The sequence below is a fragment of the Pseudomonas sp. B6(2017) genome (assembly GCF_002112765.1).
In the GTDB taxonomy this organism is placed as follows: Bacteria; Pseudomonadota; Gammaproteobacteria; order Pseudomonadales; family Pseudomonadaceae; genus Aquipseudomonas; species Aquipseudomonas piscis.
In genome coordinates this window covers 197,436-214,250 of sequence record NZ_NEIQ01000007.1, presented here as the reverse complement: position 1 = coordinate 214,250, position 16,815 = coordinate 197,436, and the positions used below count along the sequence as shown (strand labels likewise).

Genomic DNA, 16,815 nt, shown 5'->3' with positions numbered 1-16,815 from the left:
AAGGAGAGCGTCATGCGTGAAGTGGTGATAGTCGACAGCGTGCGGACTGGCCTGGCCAAGTCCTTTCGCGGCAAGTTCAACCAGACCCGTCCGGACGACATGGCCGCCCATTGTGTCAATGCGCTGCTGGCGCGCACTGGCATCGACCCGGCCAGCGTCGAGGATTGCATCGTCGGCGCCGGCTCCAACGAAGGGGCCCAGGGTTACAACATCGGGCGCAACGTCGCCGTGCTTTCGGCCCTGGGCACCGGCACCGCGGGCATGACCCTCAACCGTTTCTGCTCTTCGGGGTTGCAGGCGATCGCCATTGCCGCCAACCAGATCGCCTCCGGCTGCAGCGACATCATCGTCGCCGGCGGGGTGGAGTCCATCAGCCTGACCATGAAGAGCGTCAATACCGACAACCTGATCAACCCGTTGCTCAAGGAACAGGTGCCGGGCATCTATTTCCCCATGGGCCAGACCGCCGAGGTGGTGGCCCGGCGCTACAAGGTCAGTCGCGAGAGCCAGGACCTTTACGCCCTGCAGAGCCAGCAGCGCACCGCCCAGGCCCAGGCCGCCGGCCTGTTCGACGACGAGATCGTGCCGATGGCGGTCAAGTACAGGGTCGAGGACAAGAACACCGGGCAGGTGCAGATCCTCGATGGCGTGGTGGATCGCGACGACTGCAACCGCCCGGACACCACCCTGGAGAACCTGGCGGCGCTCAAGCCGGTGTTCGCCGAGGATGGTTCGGTGACCGCTGGCAACTCCTCGCAGCTCTCCGATGGGGCTTCGATGACCCTGGTGATGAGCCTGGAGCGGGCACTGGCCCTGGGACTCAAGCCCAAGGCGTTTTTCCGTGGCTTCACCGTGGCCGGCTGCGAGCCGGACGAAATGGGCATCGGCCCGGTGTTCTCGGTGCCCAAGCTGCTCAAGGCCAAGGGCCTGAGCATCGCCGACATCGACCTGTGGGAACTCAACGAGGCCTTCGCGTCCCAGTGCTTGTATGCCCGCGAGCGCCTGGAAATCGACAACGCCCGCTACAACGTCAATGGCGGCTCGATCGCCATCGGCCACCCCTATGGCATGACCGGCTCGCGCCAGGTCGGACACCTGGTGCGCGAGCTGCAGCGGCGCAACTTGCGCTACGGCATCGTCACCATGTGCGTGGGGGGCGGCATGGGCGCCACCGGGCTGTTCGAGGCCGTGCGCTAGGCCTGTTGCCGCTATACCAGCCGGCTCCGATGGGGCCGGCTTGCGTGTTTGCGACCTGGACTGTCCTGTTTGCGCGCGGTCGTTCACGGCCGCTGTGTCGCCCCGGGCTGCGGCCCTAGAATGTGCCCGTCGCTGGCAGGTTTTGTGGGGGTGGCATGCATGTTTCATCCGGTCGTTGGGCCTATGGCCTGTTCCTCGCATTGGTGACCGCGGTGCTCTGGGGCATCCTGCCCATCAAGCTCAAGCAAGTGCTGCAAGCGATGGATCCGGTCACCGTGACCTGGTTCCGCCTGCTGGTGTCCGGCGGGTGCCTGCTGGTCTACCTGGCGGCGGTGCGACGCCTGCCCGACTGGCGTCGGCTCGGGCCGCGGGGCGCCTGGCTGGTGCCGCTTGCGGTGGGTGGCCTGGTGGGCAACTACGTGCTGTACCTGATGGGCCTGAACCTATTGAGCCCGGGCACCGCGCAACTGGTGGTGCAGATGGGGCCGATCCTGTTGCTGGTCGCCAGTGTGCTGGTGTTCAAGGAGCGCTTCAGCCTGGGGCAGGGCCTGGGCCTGCTGGTGTTGCTGGTGGGGTTCGGGTTGTTCTTCAACCAGCGCCTGGCCGAGTTGCTGACGTCCCTGGGCGACTACACCGCTGGCGTGCTCACCGTGCTGGCGGCATCGGCGGTCTGGACCTTCTATGCCCTGGGCCAGAAGCAGTTGTTGAGTGTGTGGAATTCATTGCAGGTGATGATGGTGATCTACCTGTCCTGCGCCTTGCTGCTCACGCCCTGGGTTCATCCGTTGGAGGTTCTGGCGCTGACGCCATTGCAAGGTTGGCTGTTGCTGGCCTGCTGCCTCAATACCCTGGTGGCCTATGGCGCGTTTGCCGAAGCCCTGGCCCATTGGGAGGCATCGCGGGTCAGCGCGACCCTGGCCATCACCCCACTGGTGACCTTCGCCGCCGTGGCCTGGGCGGCCTGGATGTGGCCGGAGTACGTGCACGCGGAACAGATCAACGGCCTGGGTTATGGCGGTGCGTTGCTGGTGGTGCTGGGTTCGGCGCTGACGGCCCTGGGGCCGTCGCTGATCGAGGGGTTGCGGGCACGGCGTCGGCGCGGTGGCGCCAGGTGACGATCACGGGCGGCGGCATGAAACCCGCCGCCCGCTCTGGATGTCAGCCCTGTTTTCCGGCTTCCAGCATGTTTTCCGGGCGGACCCAGGCGTCGAACTGCGCATCGTCCAGGTAACCCAGTGCCAGAGCCGCTTCGCGCAGGGTCAGGTTCTCGGCGTAGGCCTTCTTGGCGATCTCGGCGGCCTTGTCGTAGCCGATATGCGGGTTGAGCGCTGTCACCAGCATCAGGCCGCGCTCCAGGTGGGCGGCCATTTGCACCGGATCGGGCTCCAGGCCCGTGATGCAGTGCTGGTGGAAGTTGCTGCAGCCATCGGCCAGCAGGCGGATCGATTGCAGCAGGTTGTGGATGATCACCGGCTTGAACACGTTCAACTGCAAATGGCCCTGGCTGGCGGCGAAACCGATGGCGGTATCGTTGCCCATGACCTGGCAGGCCAGCATCGACAAGGCTTCGCACTGGGTCGGGTTGACCTTGCCGGGCATGATCGAACTGCCCGGCTCGTTGGCCGGCAGCTTGACCTCCGCCAGGCCGGCCCTCGGCCCCGAGCCCAGCAGGCGCAGGTCGTTGGCGATCTTCATCAGGCACACCGCGAGGGTCTTCAGGGCCCCGGACAGGGCGGTCAGTGGCTCATGGCCGGCCAGGGCGGCGAATTTGTTGGGCGCGGTGACGAACGGCAGGCCGGAGAGGGCGGCGAGCTCGGCGGCGATGGCTTCGCCGAAACCGTGGGGCGAGTTCAGCCCGGTACCCACGGCGGTGCCGCCCTGGGCCAGTTCGCAGACCGCCGGCAGGGCACTGCGGATCGCTCGCTCGGCGTAGCTCAGCTGGGCGATGAAGGCCGAGAGTTCCTGGCCGAAGGTGATCGGCGTGGCATCCATCATGTGGGTGCGTCCGGTCTTCACCAGCTTCATGTGCCGCGCCGACAGCTCGGCCAGGCCACCGGAGAGTTCGGCGATGGCCGGCAGCAGCTGGAATTGCACGGCCTGGGCGGTGGCGATGTGCATGGCGGTGGGGAAGCAGTCGTTGGAGCTCTGGGAACGGTTGACGTGATCGTTGGGGTGCACCGGCGCCTTGCCGCCGCGGGGGTTGCCCGCCAGCTCGTTGGCCCGTCCGGCCAGCACTTCGTTGACGTTCATGTTGCTCTGGGTGCCGCTGCCGGTTTGCCACACCACCAGTGGGAACTGGTCGTCGTGCTCGCCGGCCAACACTTCGTCGGCGGCCTGTTCGATCAGCCGGGTAATATCCGCGGGCAGGTCGCCGTTGCGGTTGTTGACCCGGGCCGCGGCTTTCTTGATCAGCGCCAGGGCGTGCAGGACCGACAGCGGCATGCGTTCGGTACCGATGGCGAAGTTGACCAGCGAGCGTTGGGTCTGAGCGCCCCAGTAGGCTTCCTGCGGGACTTCAACCTGGCCCAGGCTGTCAGTTTCGATTCGATTCATCGTGGCGATCCTCCTAGTCTGACTGGCCAGTTTAGGCCCTGATCCGAGGCTCGGGTTCCCTTGGAGGGATTTATCCCGGCTATTGGCCCGGGCAAAACCGGGTGGGGTTGAGGGACGCGGAGCAATAGGCGCAGAATGGGCGCCCTTGGGGTTCTACCTCGCCTGCTAGAAAAGGAAACTCGATGACCCGTCTTCGTGCCCTCTGTTCCGCGGTTGTTCTGGTCTGTGCCAGCGGCCAGGTTCTTGCCGATACCGCCAGCCACAACGCCAGTGCCGAGGCTTTCCTGACCCTGGCCCATGCGGACAAGCTCGGTACCCCGGTCTACATGCAAGTGCAGCAGATGTTCGCCCAGCGTTTCGAGCAGACCAAGGCTCCGGAATCCAAGCGTGCGCTGCTCGAAACCTACCAGGCCAAGGCCAACGCCGCCCTGGACCAGGCCATCGGCTGGAACAAGCTGAAACCCGACATGGTCAAGCTCTACACCAGCAATTTCAGTGAGTCGGAGCTCAAGGACCTGGTGGCTTTCTACCAGTCGCCACTGGGCAAGAAGGTCCTGGAGAAGATGCCCCAGCTGACCCAGCAATCGGCGCAGATGACCCAGGGCAAGCTGGAAAGCGCAGTGCCGGTGGTGAACAAGCTGCTGGCCGACATGACCGCCGAGCTCGAGCCCAAGGCCGCTCCGGCGAAGAAGAAGTAAGCGGAGCCCGCGATGATCATGCAACAACGGATCGAAACGGCGCTGGCGGGCTTGCAGCCTGCGCACCTGCAAGTGCTGGACGAAAGCCACATGCATAGCCGTGGCCAGGAAACCCACTTCAAGGCGGTGTTGGTCAGCGAGCAGTTCGCCGGCCTCAACAGCGTCAAGCGCCACCAGAAGGTCTACGCCACCCTGGGTGAGCTGATGGGCCAGTTCCATGCCCTGGCGCTGCATACCTACACGCCCCAGGAGTGGGAAACGATCGGCGCGGCCCCGGCCTCGCCGACCTGCGCCGGGGGCCATCCCTAGGCGTCGCGGCTTAGGCCGGCGGCGAGCTCTGGCTGCAGATTCCCGGCTCGGCTGCTTGCTTGCGGCTCGAGACTTGGAGCTTGCCGCCGGCTTCCTGTTACAATCCGCAACGCGCCGCTTAGCCGGCGCGTTTTTTTTGCATCCGGTTCACCCTTTACGAGGGTAGCCACCTGGAGATTACCCATGACTCAACCCATAGTCGTGGCGGCACTGTACAAGTTCGTCACCCTCGAAGATTACGTCAGCCTGCGCGAGCCCCTGCTGCAGGCCATGCTCGATAACGGCATCAAGGGCACCCTGCTGATTGCCGAGGAAGGCATCAATGGCACGGTTTCCGGCAGCCGTGAAGGCATCGACGGCCTGCTGGCCTGGCTCAAGAACGACCCGCGCATGCACGACATCGATCACAAGGAGTCGTACTGCGACGAGCAGCCGTTCTACCGCACCAAGGTCAAGCTGAAGAAGGAAATCGTCACCCTGGGCGTGCCGGGCGTGGACCCGAACAAGCAAGTCGGGACCTACGTCGAGCCCCAGGACTGGAACGCCCTGATCAGCGACCCGGAGGTCCTGCTGATCGACACTCGCAACGACTACGAGGTGTCCATCGGTACCTTCGAAGGCGCCATCGATCCGAAGACCACCACCTTCCGCGAGTTCCCGGACTACATCCGGGCCAACTTCGACCCCAGCAAGCACAAGAAAGTGGCGATGTTCTGCACCGGCGGCATTCGCTGCGAGAAGGCTTCGAGCTACATGCTCAGCGAAGGTTTCGGCGAGGTGTTCCACCTCAAGGGCGGGATCCTCAAGTACCTCGAGGAAGTGCCGCAGCAAGAGAGCAAGTGGCAGGGCGACTGCTTCGTGTTCGACAACCGGGTCACCGTGCGCCACGACCTGAGCGAAGGCGACTACGATCAATGTCATGCCTGCCGGACTCCGGTGAGCGTCGAGGATCGTACCTCCGAGCACTACGTGCCGGGCATCAGTTGCCCCCATTGCTGGGACACGTTGAGCGAGAAGACTCGCCGCAGCGCCATCGACCGGCAGAAACAGATCGAGTTGGCCAAGGCTCGCAACCAGCCGCACCCGATCGGCTACAACTACAAGCAAACATCCTCCGAGGCCTGAGCCATGTCCGCCCGCCTGCTCTATGTGATGGACCCGATGTGTTCATGGTGCTGGGGCTTCGCTCCGGTGGCCGAGGCCCTGGTGGAGCAGGCACAAGCTGCCGGCGTCGAGCTGCACCTGGTAGTGGGCGGCCTGCGCACTGGCAGCGGCGCGGCCCTGGAGCCCACGACCCGGCGCTACATCCTCGAACACTGGCAGGCGGTGCACCAGGCCACCGGCCAGGCATTCAAGTTCGAGGGGGCGTTGCCCGACGGATTCGTCTATGACACCGAACCGGCTTGCCGGGCCATCGTCACTGCGCGTGGCCTGGCGCCGGATTGCGCCTGGAAGCTGTTGGGTTTGATCCAGCGGGCGTTCTATGTCGAGGGCCGGGATGTGACCCTGGCCAGTGTGTTGGTGGAACTGGCCGAGCGGGCCGGAGTGCCGCGCATCGAATTCGCCGAGGCTTTCGACCGCGCCGAGCAGCATGCGGCCACGGCGGCGGACTTCACCTGGGTCCAGGACCTGGGCATCGCCGGGTTCCCCACCATGCTGGCCGAGCGCAACGGCCAACTGGCGTTGCTGACCAACGGCTACCAGCCACTTGGCGAACTCTCGCCGTTGCTGGGGCGCTGGCTGGAGCGCGCTGCCAGTGCCTGAGCCGGTCGATCCAGGCGCCAGCGGCAAAACCGTCGATCGTCTGAGCTGGGCGGAAATCCGCCGCCTGGCCCTGCAACACAAGAAATCCCTGTGGATCGCCAATGGCGTCGCCGTCCTGGCGACCCTGTGCAGTGTGCCGATCCCCTTGCTGTTGCCGTTGCTGGTGGACGAAGTGCTGCTGGGGCATGGCGATGCCGCGTTGCAGGTGATGCGGCTGTTGCTGCCGGCTTCCTGGCATAGCGCCGCTGGCTATATCGGCCTGATGCTGCTGGCGACCCTGATCCTGCGTTGCGCGGCCCTGGTGTTCAACGTGGTCCAGGCCCGATTGTTCGCCGGCCTGGCCAAGGACATCGTCTATCGCATCCGCATCCGCCTGATCGAGCGACTCAAGCGCATCTCCCTGGGTGAGTATGAAAGCCTGGGTGGCGGCACGGTCAGCAGCCACCTGGTGACCGACCTGGACACCGTAGACAAGTTCGTCGGCGAGACCCTGAGTCGTTTCCTGGTGGCCATGCTGACCCTGGTGGGCACCGCCGGGATCCTGATGTGGATGCACTGGAAACTGGCATTGCTGATCCTGCTGTTCAACCCGTTGGTGATTTTCGCCACGGTGCAACTGGGCAAGCGGGTCAAGCACCTGAAGAAGCTGGAGAACGACAGCACCTCGCGCTTCACCCAGGCCCTGACCGAGACGCTGGAAGCGATCCAGGAAGTCCGTGCCGGCAATCGCCAGGGCTACTTCCTCGGGCGCTTGGGGCGGCGTGCCGAAGAGGTGCGGGATTATGCGGTGGCCTCGCAGTGGAAAAGCGACGCTTCGGGGCGGGCCAGCGGGCTGTTGTTCCAGTTCGGCATCGATATCTTCCGCGCCGTGGCGATGCTCACCGTGCTGTTTTCCGACCTGTCCATCGGCCAGATGCTCGCGGTGTTCAGCTACCTGTGGTTCATGATCGGGCCGGTGGAGCAATTGCTGAACCTGCAGTACGCCTATTACGCCGCGGGCGGGGCGCTGACCCGGATCAACGAGCTGCTGGCGCGCGCCGACGAGCCGCAATATGCCGGTGGCGTGGACCCGTTCCAGGGGCGCGAGACCGTGGGCATCGAGGTGCGCGGGCTGAGCTTCGGTTATGGCGACGAGCGCGTGCTGGACAACATGAACCTGTCCATCGCCCCGGGGGAGAAGGTGGCGATCGTCGGCGCCAGCGGCGGCGGCAAGAGTACCCTGGTGCAACTGTTGCTTGGCCTGTACACGCCGCAGGCCGGCAGTATCCGCTTCGGTGGCTCGACCCAGGAGGAGATCGGCCTGGCGACCGTGCGCGAGAACGTGGCCGTGGTGCTGCAGCATCCAGCGCTGTTCAACGACACTGTACGGGCCAACCTGACCATGGGCCGTGAGCGCAGCGACAATGCCTGCTGGCAGGCGCTGGAGATCGCCCAGCTGGATGTCACGGTGAGGAGCCTGCCCCAGGGGCTGGACACCGTGGTCGGACGTTCCGGGGTACGACTGTCAGGGGGGCAGCGCCAGCGCCTGGCGATTGCGCGGATGGTCCTGGCCGAACCCAAGGTGGTGATCCTCGATGAGGCCACCTCCGCCCTGGATGCGGCCACCGAATACAACCTGCACCAGGCGCTGACGCGCTTTTTGCAGGGCCGGACTACGCTGATCATTGCCCATCGCCTGTCGGCGGTGAAGCAGGCGGACCGGGTATTGGTGTTCGATGGCGGACAGATCGCCGAAGATGGCGACCATCAGCAGCTGATTGCCGATGGCGGCCTCTATGCCAAGCTTTATGGGCATTTGCAGCAAGTTCGAGCGCCTTGAGTTTTATCCGGCTTTCTGTGCTTAGTGCTTGAATTTCCAGATGTATTGATCGCTTCAGCAGGCTTGGCTCGGGACCTTTTGCAAAGGGCCCGAGCCAACGGCCGTTCGCCCGGTCTCGAAACGGGGGAAATTAGCCTAATCTGTGCTGTCTGAGGCGGGACTACTGGGTGTTCATTTGGCAGTGCTGAAGCAAGGACCCTCATGAAGCAAAAGCGGACTTTCGCAACGCCACGGTTGTTGGGCATTGTCTGGCCTTTCATTGCAGTGGTGGTATTCCAGGCACTCCTGGGTGGCCTCAGCCTGTATGTGCTATCGGCGGTGCGTGGCTACGTCGCCGGCGAAAGCCTGTGGTCCAAGGGCCAGAAAGACGCTATCTACTACCTCAGCCTGTATGCCGACAGCCGCGACGAAGGCACCTTCCTCAAATACCAGAACGCGATCGCCGTGCCCCAGGGCGGGCATGAGCTGCGGGTGGCGCTCGACAGCCAGCCGCCAGACCTGGAAGCAGCGCGCCTGGGGATCCTCAAGGGCGGCAACCACCCGGACGACGTGGCCAGCCTGATCTGGCTGTACCTCAACTTCCGGCACTTCAGCTATCTTGAAAAAGCCATCGACCGCTGGACCGTGGGCGACCGCTACCTGTTGCAACTGGACCAGGTGGCGCGGGAAATGCACCAGCACATCAGTAGCAACAATGCCAGCGAGGCCGATGTCCAGCGCTGGAAGAGCGAAATCTTCGCTATCAACGACGGGGTCACCCCCGCGGCCAAGGCGTTCAGCGATGCCCTTGGAGAGGGCTCGCGGGTGATCTTGCGGTTGCTGCTGGTGACCAACCTGGCCACGGCGTTGTTCCTGATCGGCCTGGCTTTGCTGCGCACCCACAAGCTGCTGGCCCAGCGCCATGCCTTCGCCACCGCCCTGCAGTTGGAGAAAGAGCGGGCGCAGATCACCTTGCAGTCCATCGGCGATGGGGTAATCACCACGGATGTCGAGGGTGCCATCGCCTACATGAACCCGGCGGCGGAGGAACTGACTCGCTGGAAGGCTGCGCAGGCCGTGGGTTTGCCCCTGGCGGCACTGTTCAATCTGCTGGATGAAAACGCCCAGGCCGATGGTTTCACGCTGATCGAGCATATTCTCAGCGGCCAGCTCAGTGGTGGTAGCGAGCATTCCAAGCTGATCCAGCGCCTGGACGGCAGCACGGTGTCGGTGACGCTGGTGGGGGCACCGATCCGCAATGCCGGGAAGGTCAGCGGTGCGGTGCTGGTGCTGCACGACATGACCCAGGAGCGGCAGTACATCGCCAACCTGTCCTGGCAGGCGACCCACGATGCCCTGACTGGCCTGGCCAACCGCCGCGAGTTCGAATTCCGCCTGGAACAGGCCCTGTATGGCCTGGCCCGGCAACCGGCGCGGCATGCGCTGATGTTCCTGGACCTGGACCAGTTCAAGCTGGTCAACGACACCTGCGGCCATGCCGCCGGCGACGAATTGCTGCGGCATATCTGCGCCTTGTTGCAGTCGGGCCTGCGCGAGGGCGATACCCTGGCCCGGCTGGGTGGGGACGAGTTCGGCATCCTTCTGGAGAATTGCTCGCCGGAGGCTGCGGAGAAAATCGCCGAAGGCTTGCGCCAGACCGTGCAGAACCTGCATTTCGTCTGGAAGGGCCGGCCGTTCGTGACCACCGTGAGCATCGGCCTGGTACATATCGCCCAGACCCCGACCACCCTGGAGGCCTCCCTGCGCGCGGCGGACATGGCCTGCTACATGGCCAAGGAAAAGGGCCGCAACCGAGTGCAGGTCTACCATGCCGATGACTCGGAGCTGTCCCTGCGTTTTGGCGAGATGGCCTGGGTCCAGCGCCTGCACATGGCGCTGGAGGAAAACCGCTTCTGCCTGTACTCCCAGGAAATCACCGCGCTGGGCCACATGGAGGGAGAGGGTGGCCATCTGGAGATCCTCCTGCGGCTGCACGATGAGGCCGGGCGCATGATCCTGCCGGACAGTTTCATCCCGGCAGCCGAGCGCTATGGCCTGATGACGTCCCTGGATCGCTGGGTAGTACAGAACGTATTCAAGATCGTTGCCCAGTGCATCGAAGAGGGCCGGGAAGGGCCGATGGCCATGTGCGCGATCAATTTGTCGGGGATCACCATCGGCGACGACGAGTTCCTCGACTTCCTGCGTGAGCAGTTCGCCATCTACCGGGTACCGCCGGAGCTGATCTGTTTTGAAATTACCGAAACCAGCGCCATCGCCAATCTGGGCAGCGCGATTCGTTTTATAAACGAACTCAAGGGCTTAGGTTGTCATTTTTCCCTGGACGACTTTTGTGCGGGAATGTCGTCGTTCGCTTATCTCAAACATTTGCCTGTAGACTTCCTGAAGATCGATGGAAGTTTCGTAAAGGATATGCTGGACGACCCGATTAACCGCGCCATGGTCGAGGTGATCAACCATATCGGGCATGTCATGGGTAAGCGCACGATTGCCGAATTCGTCGAAACGCCGCAGATCGAACAGGCCCTGCTCGAGATCGGCGTGGATTATGCTCAAGGCTACAACATCGAGCGTCCGCAATTGTTCACCTGTGACAGCCTGCAGTGTCGACCCGTGCGGCCACGGCCCGTATTGCTCAAGGCGCCCGGCACGTTCCGCTGAAACCTTCTTTGGATCCGTACATCACAATCAAAAGGAGCCCGACAGTGATCGACACATTCAGCCGAACCGGCCCGCTCATGGAAGCTGCCAGTTACCCCGCCTGGACCCAGCAATTGATCCAGGACTGCAGCGAGAGCAAGCGCCGCGTCGTAGAGCATGAGCTGTACCAGCGCATGCGAGACAACAAGCTCAGCCCGAAAGTCATGCGCCAATACCTGATCGGTGGGTGGCCGGTGGTCGAGCAGTTCGCCCTGTACATGGCGCAGAACCTGACCAAGACCCGCTTTGCCCGCCATCCCGGGGAAGACATGGCGCGCCGCTGGTTGATGCGCAACATTCGCGTCGAGCTCAACCATGCCGACTACTGGGTGCACTGGAGTCGGGCCCACGGGGTGACCCTTGAAGACCTGCAGGCCCAGCAGGTGCCACCGGAGCTGCACGCCCTGAGCCACTGGTGCTGGCATACCAGCTCGGCGGATTCGCTGATCGTGGCGATCGCCGCCACCAACTACGCCATCGAAGGGGCGACCGGCGAGTGGTCGGCCCTGGTCTGCTCCAACGGCATCTATGCGGCGTCCTTTCCCGAGGAAGATCGCAAGCGCGCCATGAAGTGGCTGAAGATGCACGCGCAGTATGACGATGCCCACCCTTGGGAAGCGCTGGAGATCATCGTCACCCTGGCTGGGTTGAACCCGAGCAAGGCGCTGCAGGCCGAACTGCGTCAGGCGATCTGCAAGAGCTATGACTATATGTACCTGTTCCTGGAACGCTGCATGCAGCTGGAAAAGAGCACGGTGACTCGCGAGCGCCTGGCGCTGGCCGAGGGCTGAGTCAGCAGTTGGCAGGACAGATCGCCACAAGCGACTAGCGCTTGTGGCGATATTTGACGCCTAGCCCGCCATGGCCAGGCGATTGCGACCCTCGCGCTTGGCGACGTAAAGCGCGCTATCGGCGCGGCGCAACAGGCTTTCAGCGGATTCCCCGGGCAGCAGCGTGGCGCAGCCCAGGCTGACGGTCAGTTCGATCAGCTTGCCATCGGCCCGATGTTCCTGGGCCTGGGCAGCATTACGCAGGCGTTCCCCGACCATCGCCGCAGCCTCGCGACCGGTGTTGGAAAGCAGGATCAGGAATTCTTCCCCGCCGAAACGAAACACCATGTCCACATTGCGCAATTGTCCCTTGATGGAGGCGGCAACGCTTTTGAGCACCTCATCGCCAGTGCTGTGGCCATGGCTATCGTTGATGCGCTTGAAGTGGTCGATATCAAGCATCAGCAGCGATAGCGGCAGCAGGTGGCGCCGAGCCATCTCGATTTCTCGCGATAGGGTCTGGTCCATGGCGATGCGATTGCCGGTGTCGGTCAGCGGGTCGCGCAGGGCGCTGCGTGTGGCGGCGCGGTATAGCAAGGCGTTGCGCATCGGGTAGAGCAGGGTGGAGAGCAAGGATTCCAGGTGGCCTTGTTCGCTATCGCTGAAGCGCTGGTTGCGACGAAAGACCAGTTCGCCCATGGGCTCGCCTTCATGGCTGAGGCTGTAGCTGATGGAGTGATGGCCGCGCTGGCCGAACTCCAGGCGCAGGTCGCTGGGGGTGTAAGCGAAGTGCAGGGCATCGAGGGGGACCAGGCGCTGCACTTCGCGAAAGAACAGACCCAGGATGCGTTGTGGTTCCAGGCTGGTCTGCAGTTGCAGGCCCAGTTGCTGGCGCAACTGCGTGAGGCTCACAGGCTGCTTGAGCAGTGGGGACTGTTGGGTAAAGCCCAGGCGTTGCAATTTGGCGCTGTCAAAGTCAATTGCGTTGTTCTGGGTGGGAATCTTCATCTGAGCTTGCGCCCCCTGAGCACTGTGTAAAGTCTTACTGGCCTGGGTGAGAGCGGCTCGGAGCTGCGCGTCGTACTGTTCCTTCAGTCCCGTAGGACAATCGCGCACATTTTATGCCGCTTCATCTTGGGCTTCCACGCCCCGATAAAAGCCATGTTCCACGGTGCCAAGGCACGGTGTGTTGAGTGTTCTTAGAGCGAAACTCGTGCCATTCGGTTCAGATTGAGAAAAGTCCATTCAATTCAATGGTTTGGAGGCATGCGAAAAATTGCCGTCATCCGGGGCGACGGTTGTTTGGCTTGAAGTCCGTGCCGGATGAGGCTTGTCGAGGAGTCGCGACGGTATTCCGTCGCGACGAACGGCGGGGGGTTACTGAGCGTCGAATGCCTGGCCGTTGATGCCGGCGCTGTCCGGGCCCATGAGATAGAGGTAGACCGGCATGATTTCTTCGGGCTGGGGGTTCTTGCTGGGATTTTCACCCGGGTAGGCCAGGGCGCGCATGCTGGTGCGGGTGGCGCCGGGGTTGATGCTGTTGGCGCGTACCGGGGCGACGGTGTCCAGTTCGTCGGCGAGGGTTTGCATCAGGCCTTCGGTGGCGAACTTGGATACCCCGTAGGCGCCCCAGTAGGCGCGACCCTTGCGGCCGACACTGCTGGAGGTGAAGACCACCGAAGCGTCCTGGGACAGCTTGAGCAGCGGCAGCAGGGTGCTGGTCAGCATGAAGGTAGCGTTGACGTTGACTTGCATGACCCGCATGAAGTTCTCCCCCGACAGCTGTTCCAGCGGTGTGCGCGGGCCAATGATCGAGGCGTTGTGCAGCAGGCCGTCGAGGCGACCGAATTCGGCTTCGATCATGGCCGCCAACTCGTCGTACTGGTGCGGCAACGCGGTTTCCAGGTTGAACGGGATCACTACGGGCTGCGGGTGCCCGGCGGCCTCGATGGCGTCGTAGACTTCGGTCAGGTTGGCCTCGGTCTTGCCCAGCAGGAGCACGGTGGCGCCGTGGGCGGCGTAGGTCTTGGCGGCGGCGGCGCCGATGCCGCGACCGGCGCCGGTGACCAGGATGATCCGGTCCTTGAGCAGTTCGGGGCGGGCGGAGTAATCAAACATAAAAAGCCTCAGCGGAAATGGGAACCTGCCCGGGAGTCAGTCGGGCAGGGCGCTGCTCAGCAGCTGCACAATGCGTTATCCAGGACCTGGCGCAGTTCCAGCGGGTGGCTGACCACCACATCTGCGCCCCAGTGCCGGGGATTGTCGTCCGGGTGGATGTAGCCGTAGGTCACGGCTGCGGTCTTGGTGCCGGCATCGCGGCCGGATTCGATATCGCGCAGGTCGTCGCCGATGAACAGCACGGTGGACGGGTCCAGGTCGAGCATCTTGCAGGCCAGGATCAGTGGTTCGGGATCCGGCTTGCTGTTCTTCACGTGATCGGGGCAGATCAGCAGGGCCGAGCGCTCGGCCAGTCCCAGTTGCTCCATGATCGGCGCGGCGAAGCGCACGGGCTTGTTGGTCACCACGCCCCAGGGCAGGTTCGCTCGCTCGATGTCGGCCAGCAGCTGTTCCATGCCGTCGAACAACCGGCTATGCACTGCGCAATGCTCGAGGTAGCGCTCGAGGAACTCCTGGCGCAACTCTTCGAATCCCGGGGATTCGGGGTCCATGGAAAAGGTCACGGCCACCATGGCCCGGGCACCGCCCGAGACTTCGTCACGGATGTGCTGGTCGGGGATGGGCGGCAGGCCGCGATCACGGCGCATGCCCTGGCAGACCGCGATGAAGTCCGGCGCGGTATCGAGCAAGGTGCCATCCATATCGAAAAGAACGGCTCTGATGGCCATGTTTCACTCCTCTCGCAGGGTCTGGATCATGTAGTTGACGTCCACGTCGGCTGCCAGCTTGTAGTGCTTGGTCAGCGGGTTGTAGGTCAGGCCGATGATGTCCTTGACGGTCAGGCCGGCGGCGCGGCTCCAGGCGCCGAGTTCCGATGGGCGGATGAATTTCTTGAAGTCATGGGTGCCGCGTGGCAGCAGCTTCATGATGTATTCCGCACCGACGATGGCGAACAGGTAGGCCTTGGGGTTGCGGTTGATGGTGGAGAAGAACACCTGGCCACCGGGCTTGACCATGCGGAAGCAGGCGCGGATCACCGACGAAGGATCGGGAACGTGCTCGAGCATCTCCAGGCAGGTGACCACGTCGAACTGCTCGGGCATTTCCTCGGCCAGGGCCTCGGCGGTGATTTGCCGGTATTCGACGTTCACCCCGGATTCCAGCTGGTGCAGCTGGGCGACCGCCAGCGGGGCCTCGCCCATGTCGATCCCGGTGACGGTAGCGCCACGCTGGGCCATTGCTTCGCTGAGGATGCCGCCGCCGCAACCGACGTCCAGGACCTTCTTGCCGGCCAGGCCGACCCGTTCGTCGATCCAGTTGACCCGCAGCGGATTGATATCGTGCAGGGGCTTGAACTCGCTTTCGCGGTCCCACCAGCGGTGGGCCAGGGCTTCGAACTTGGCGATTTCAGCGTGGTCGACGTTGCTCATGGGTAGTGCTCCAAAACTTGAGGAATTCGGTAGGGCCTCGCGCTTGCGCAAGGCCCGGGTTTATTGGACGTGCCCGCTGATGCGCCGGGCCCAGTCGCGGGCGGTTTCGCCGAGTTGGCGCTCGTCCATGCGGCTTAGCCGCTTGTTGTCCAGTAGCTGCTTGCCGGCCACCCAGAGGTGCGTCACGCAGTCGCGGCCGGTGGCGTAGATCAGTTGCGACACCGGGTCGTAAATCGGTTGCTGGGCCAGCCCGGACAGGTCGAATGCCACCAGGTCCGCAGCCTTGCCGAGCTCCAGGGAGCCCACTTCATCGTCCAGGCCCATGGCCCTGGCGCCGTTGAGGGTGGCCATGCGCAGGGCGCGATGGGCATCCAGTGCCGTTGCCGAGCCCGCCACGGCCTTGGCCAGCAAGGCTGCGGTGCGGGTTTCGCCGAGCAGATCGAGGTCGTTGTTGCTGGCCGCGCCGTCGGTGCCCACCGCGACATTCACCCCGGCCTGCCACAGGCGCTCCACCGGACAGAAGCCGCTGGCCAGTTTAAGGTTGGACTCCGGGCAATGAACCACGCTGGTGTTGGTTTCTACCAGCAAAGCCAGGTCTTCATCGCTGATTTGGGTCATATGAACGGCCTGGAAGCGTGGCCCCAGCAAGCCTAGCCGGGAGAGGCGGGCCAGCGGTCGCTCGCCATGCCGCTCCAAGGACTGCTGGACCTCGAACGCGGTCTCGTGCACGTGCATGTGGATCGAGGCGTCGAGTTCCTCGGCGATCATGCGGACCTTCTCCAGGTTCTCGTCGCCTACGGTGTAGGGAGCATGGGGGCCGAAGGTGATGCGGATACGCGGGTGATGCTTGAGATCGCTGAACAGTTCCACGCCCTGGCGAATGGCTTCGGCCGCGTCGTGGGCACCGGGAATCGGGAAGTCCAGTACCGGGATGGCGATCTGGGCGCGAATGCCGCTGTTATGGACCCGTTCGCTGGCGACCTTGGGGAAGAAATACATGTCGCAGAAGCAGGTGATGCCGCCTTTTATCTGCTCGGCGATGGCCAGGTCCGTGCCGTCGTGGACGAAGGCTTCATCCACCCACTTGGCTTCGGCGGGCCAGATGTGGTTCTCCAGCCAGGTCATCAGTGGCAGGTCATCGGCCAGGCCGCGGAACAGGGTCATGGCCGCATGCCCGTGGGCGTTGATCAGGCCCGGGCTGAGCAGCATGCCGGGCAGTTCGCGGACCTCGCCAGCCTGGTGTCTCAGGGCTTCGCTGCGTGGCCCGATGAAGGCGATGCGACCGTCGCGGATGCCCAGGCCGTGGTCCTTGAGGACGACGCCGGCTGGCTCCACGGGCACCAACCAGGTGGGCAGCAGCAGGAGGTCGAGCGCAGGTTCACGGTTCGGCATCGAGTATCGGTCCAGGGCTTCAAAGACAAAGGATGGCGAAGTATACCCGAGCGTCTTCGCCGGGG

15 protein-coding genes are annotated in these 16,815 nt (G+C 63.8%); 9 read left to right on the top strand and 6 right to left on the bottom strand.

Annotated elements, in window-relative coordinates:
- The first annotated feature begins 12 nt into the window (after positions 1-12).
- The gene (locus CAG11_RS13980; protein WP_085596797.1) at positions 13-1,197 is read left to right on the top strand and encodes a thiolase family protein; all 1,185 of its coding nucleotides are present in this window, start codon (positions 13-15) and stop codon (positions 1,195-1,197) included.
- Between the two features lie 155 nt (positions 1,198-1,352).
- On the top strand, positions 1,353-2,312 hold the full coding sequence (locus CAG11_RS13975) for a DMT family transporter (RefSeq protein WP_053133230.1): 960 nt from the start codon (positions 1,353-1,355) through the stop codon (positions 2,310-2,312).
- A gap of 43 nt (positions 2,313-2,355) precedes the next feature.
- Here CAG11_RS13975 and CAG11_RS13970 read toward each other — a convergent pair whose 3' ends face one another.
- Positions 2,356-3,750 (bottom strand): class II fumarate hydratase, encoded by a 1,395-nt coding sequence (locus CAG11_RS13970; RefSeq protein WP_085596796.1) that lies wholly within the window; start codon positions 3,748-3,750, stop codon positions 2,356-2,358.
- Between the two features lie 182 nt (positions 3,751-3,932).
- Between CAG11_RS13970 and CAG11_RS13965 the strand changes: the two genes are divergently transcribed.
- The 7 genes from CAG11_RS13965 (at position 3,933) to CAG11_RS13935 (ending at position 11,831) form a co-directional block, all read left to right on the top strand.
- Positions 3,933-4,448: a DUF2059 domain-containing protein gene (locus tag CAG11_RS13965; RefSeq protein WP_085596795.1), complete on the top strand. Its 516-nt coding sequence runs from the start codon at positions 3,933-3,935 to the stop codon at positions 4,446-4,448.
- Between the two features lie 12 nt (positions 4,449-4,460).
- Positions 4,461-4,757 (top strand): BolA family transcriptional regulator, encoded by a 297-nt coding sequence (locus CAG11_RS13960; protein WP_085596794.1) that lies wholly within the window; start codon positions 4,461-4,463, stop codon positions 4,755-4,757.
- Between the two features lie 183 nt (positions 4,758-4,940).
- Complete coding sequence (locus CAG11_RS13955; protein WP_053133227.1) at positions 4,941-5,882, top strand: rhodanese-related sulfurtransferase; 942 nt, start codon at positions 4,941-4,943, stop codon at positions 5,880-5,882.
- Positions 5,883-5,918: 36 nt separating this feature from the next.
- Complete coding sequence (locus CAG11_RS13950; protein WP_172681653.1) at positions 5,919-6,521, top strand: DsbA family protein; 603 nt, start codon at positions 5,919-5,921, stop codon at positions 6,519-6,521.
- Entirely contained in the window at positions 6,514-8,340 is a 1,827-nt protein-coding gene (locus tag CAG11_RS13945) for an ABC transporter ATP-binding protein (RefSeq protein WP_085596793.1), read from the top strand. Before CAG11_RS13950 ends, CAG11_RS13945 begins: the two co-directional genes overlap by 8 nt.
- A gap of 201 nt (positions 8,341-8,541) precedes the next feature.
- Positions 8,542-11,001 carry an EAL domain-containing protein gene (locus tag CAG11_RS13940; RefSeq protein WP_085596792.1) on the top strand — a complete coding sequence of 820 codons (2,460 nt, stop codon included), beginning with the start codon at positions 8,542-8,544 and terminating at the stop codon, positions 10,999-11,001.
- Positions 11,002-11,078: 77 nt separating this feature from the next.
- Complete coding sequence (locus CAG11_RS13935) at positions 11,079-11,831, top strand: TenA family transcriptional regulator (protein WP_152898903.1); 753 nt, start codon at positions 11,079-11,081, stop codon at positions 11,829-11,831.
- A 60-nt stretch (positions 11,832-11,891) separates the two neighbouring features.
- Here CAG11_RS13935 and CAG11_RS13930 read toward each other — a convergent pair whose 3' ends face one another.
- From CAG11_RS13930 to CAG11_RS13910, 5 genes are all read right to left on the bottom strand, one after another.
- A complete protein-coding gene (locus CAG11_RS13930; RefSeq protein WP_085596791.1) occupies positions 11,892-12,818 on the bottom strand; it encodes a GGDEF domain-containing protein in 927 nt (308 codons plus the stop codon).
- 369 nt (positions 12,819-13,187) lie between these two features.
- Complete coding sequence (locus tag CAG11_RS13925; RefSeq protein ID WP_022640128.1) at positions 13,188-13,928, bottom strand: YciK family oxidoreductase; 741 nt, start codon at positions 13,926-13,928, stop codon at positions 13,188-13,190.
- 56 nt (positions 13,929-13,984) lie between these two features.
- Positions 13,985-14,656, bottom strand: a complete 672-nt coding sequence (gene mupP / locus CAG11_RS13920; protein WP_053133216.1) for an N-acetylmuramic acid 6-phosphate phosphatase MupP — start codon at positions 14,654-14,656, stop codon at positions 13,985-13,987.
- Positions 14,657-14,659: 3 nt separating this feature from the next.
- The gene (gene ubiG / locus CAG11_RS13915; protein ID WP_022640126.1) at positions 14,660-15,358 is read right to left on the bottom strand and encodes a bifunctional 2-polyprenyl-6-hydroxyphenol methylase/3-demethylubiquinol 3-O-methyltransferase UbiG; all 699 of its coding nucleotides are present in this window, start codon (positions 15,356-15,358) and stop codon (positions 14,660-14,662) included.
- Between the two features lie 60 nt (positions 15,359-15,418).
- A complete protein-coding gene (locus CAG11_RS13910) occupies positions 15,419-16,750 on the bottom strand; it encodes a TRZ/ATZ family hydrolase (RefSeq protein ID WP_085596790.1) in 1,332 nt (443 codons plus the stop codon).
- Positions 16,751-16,815 lie beyond the last annotated feature (65 nt).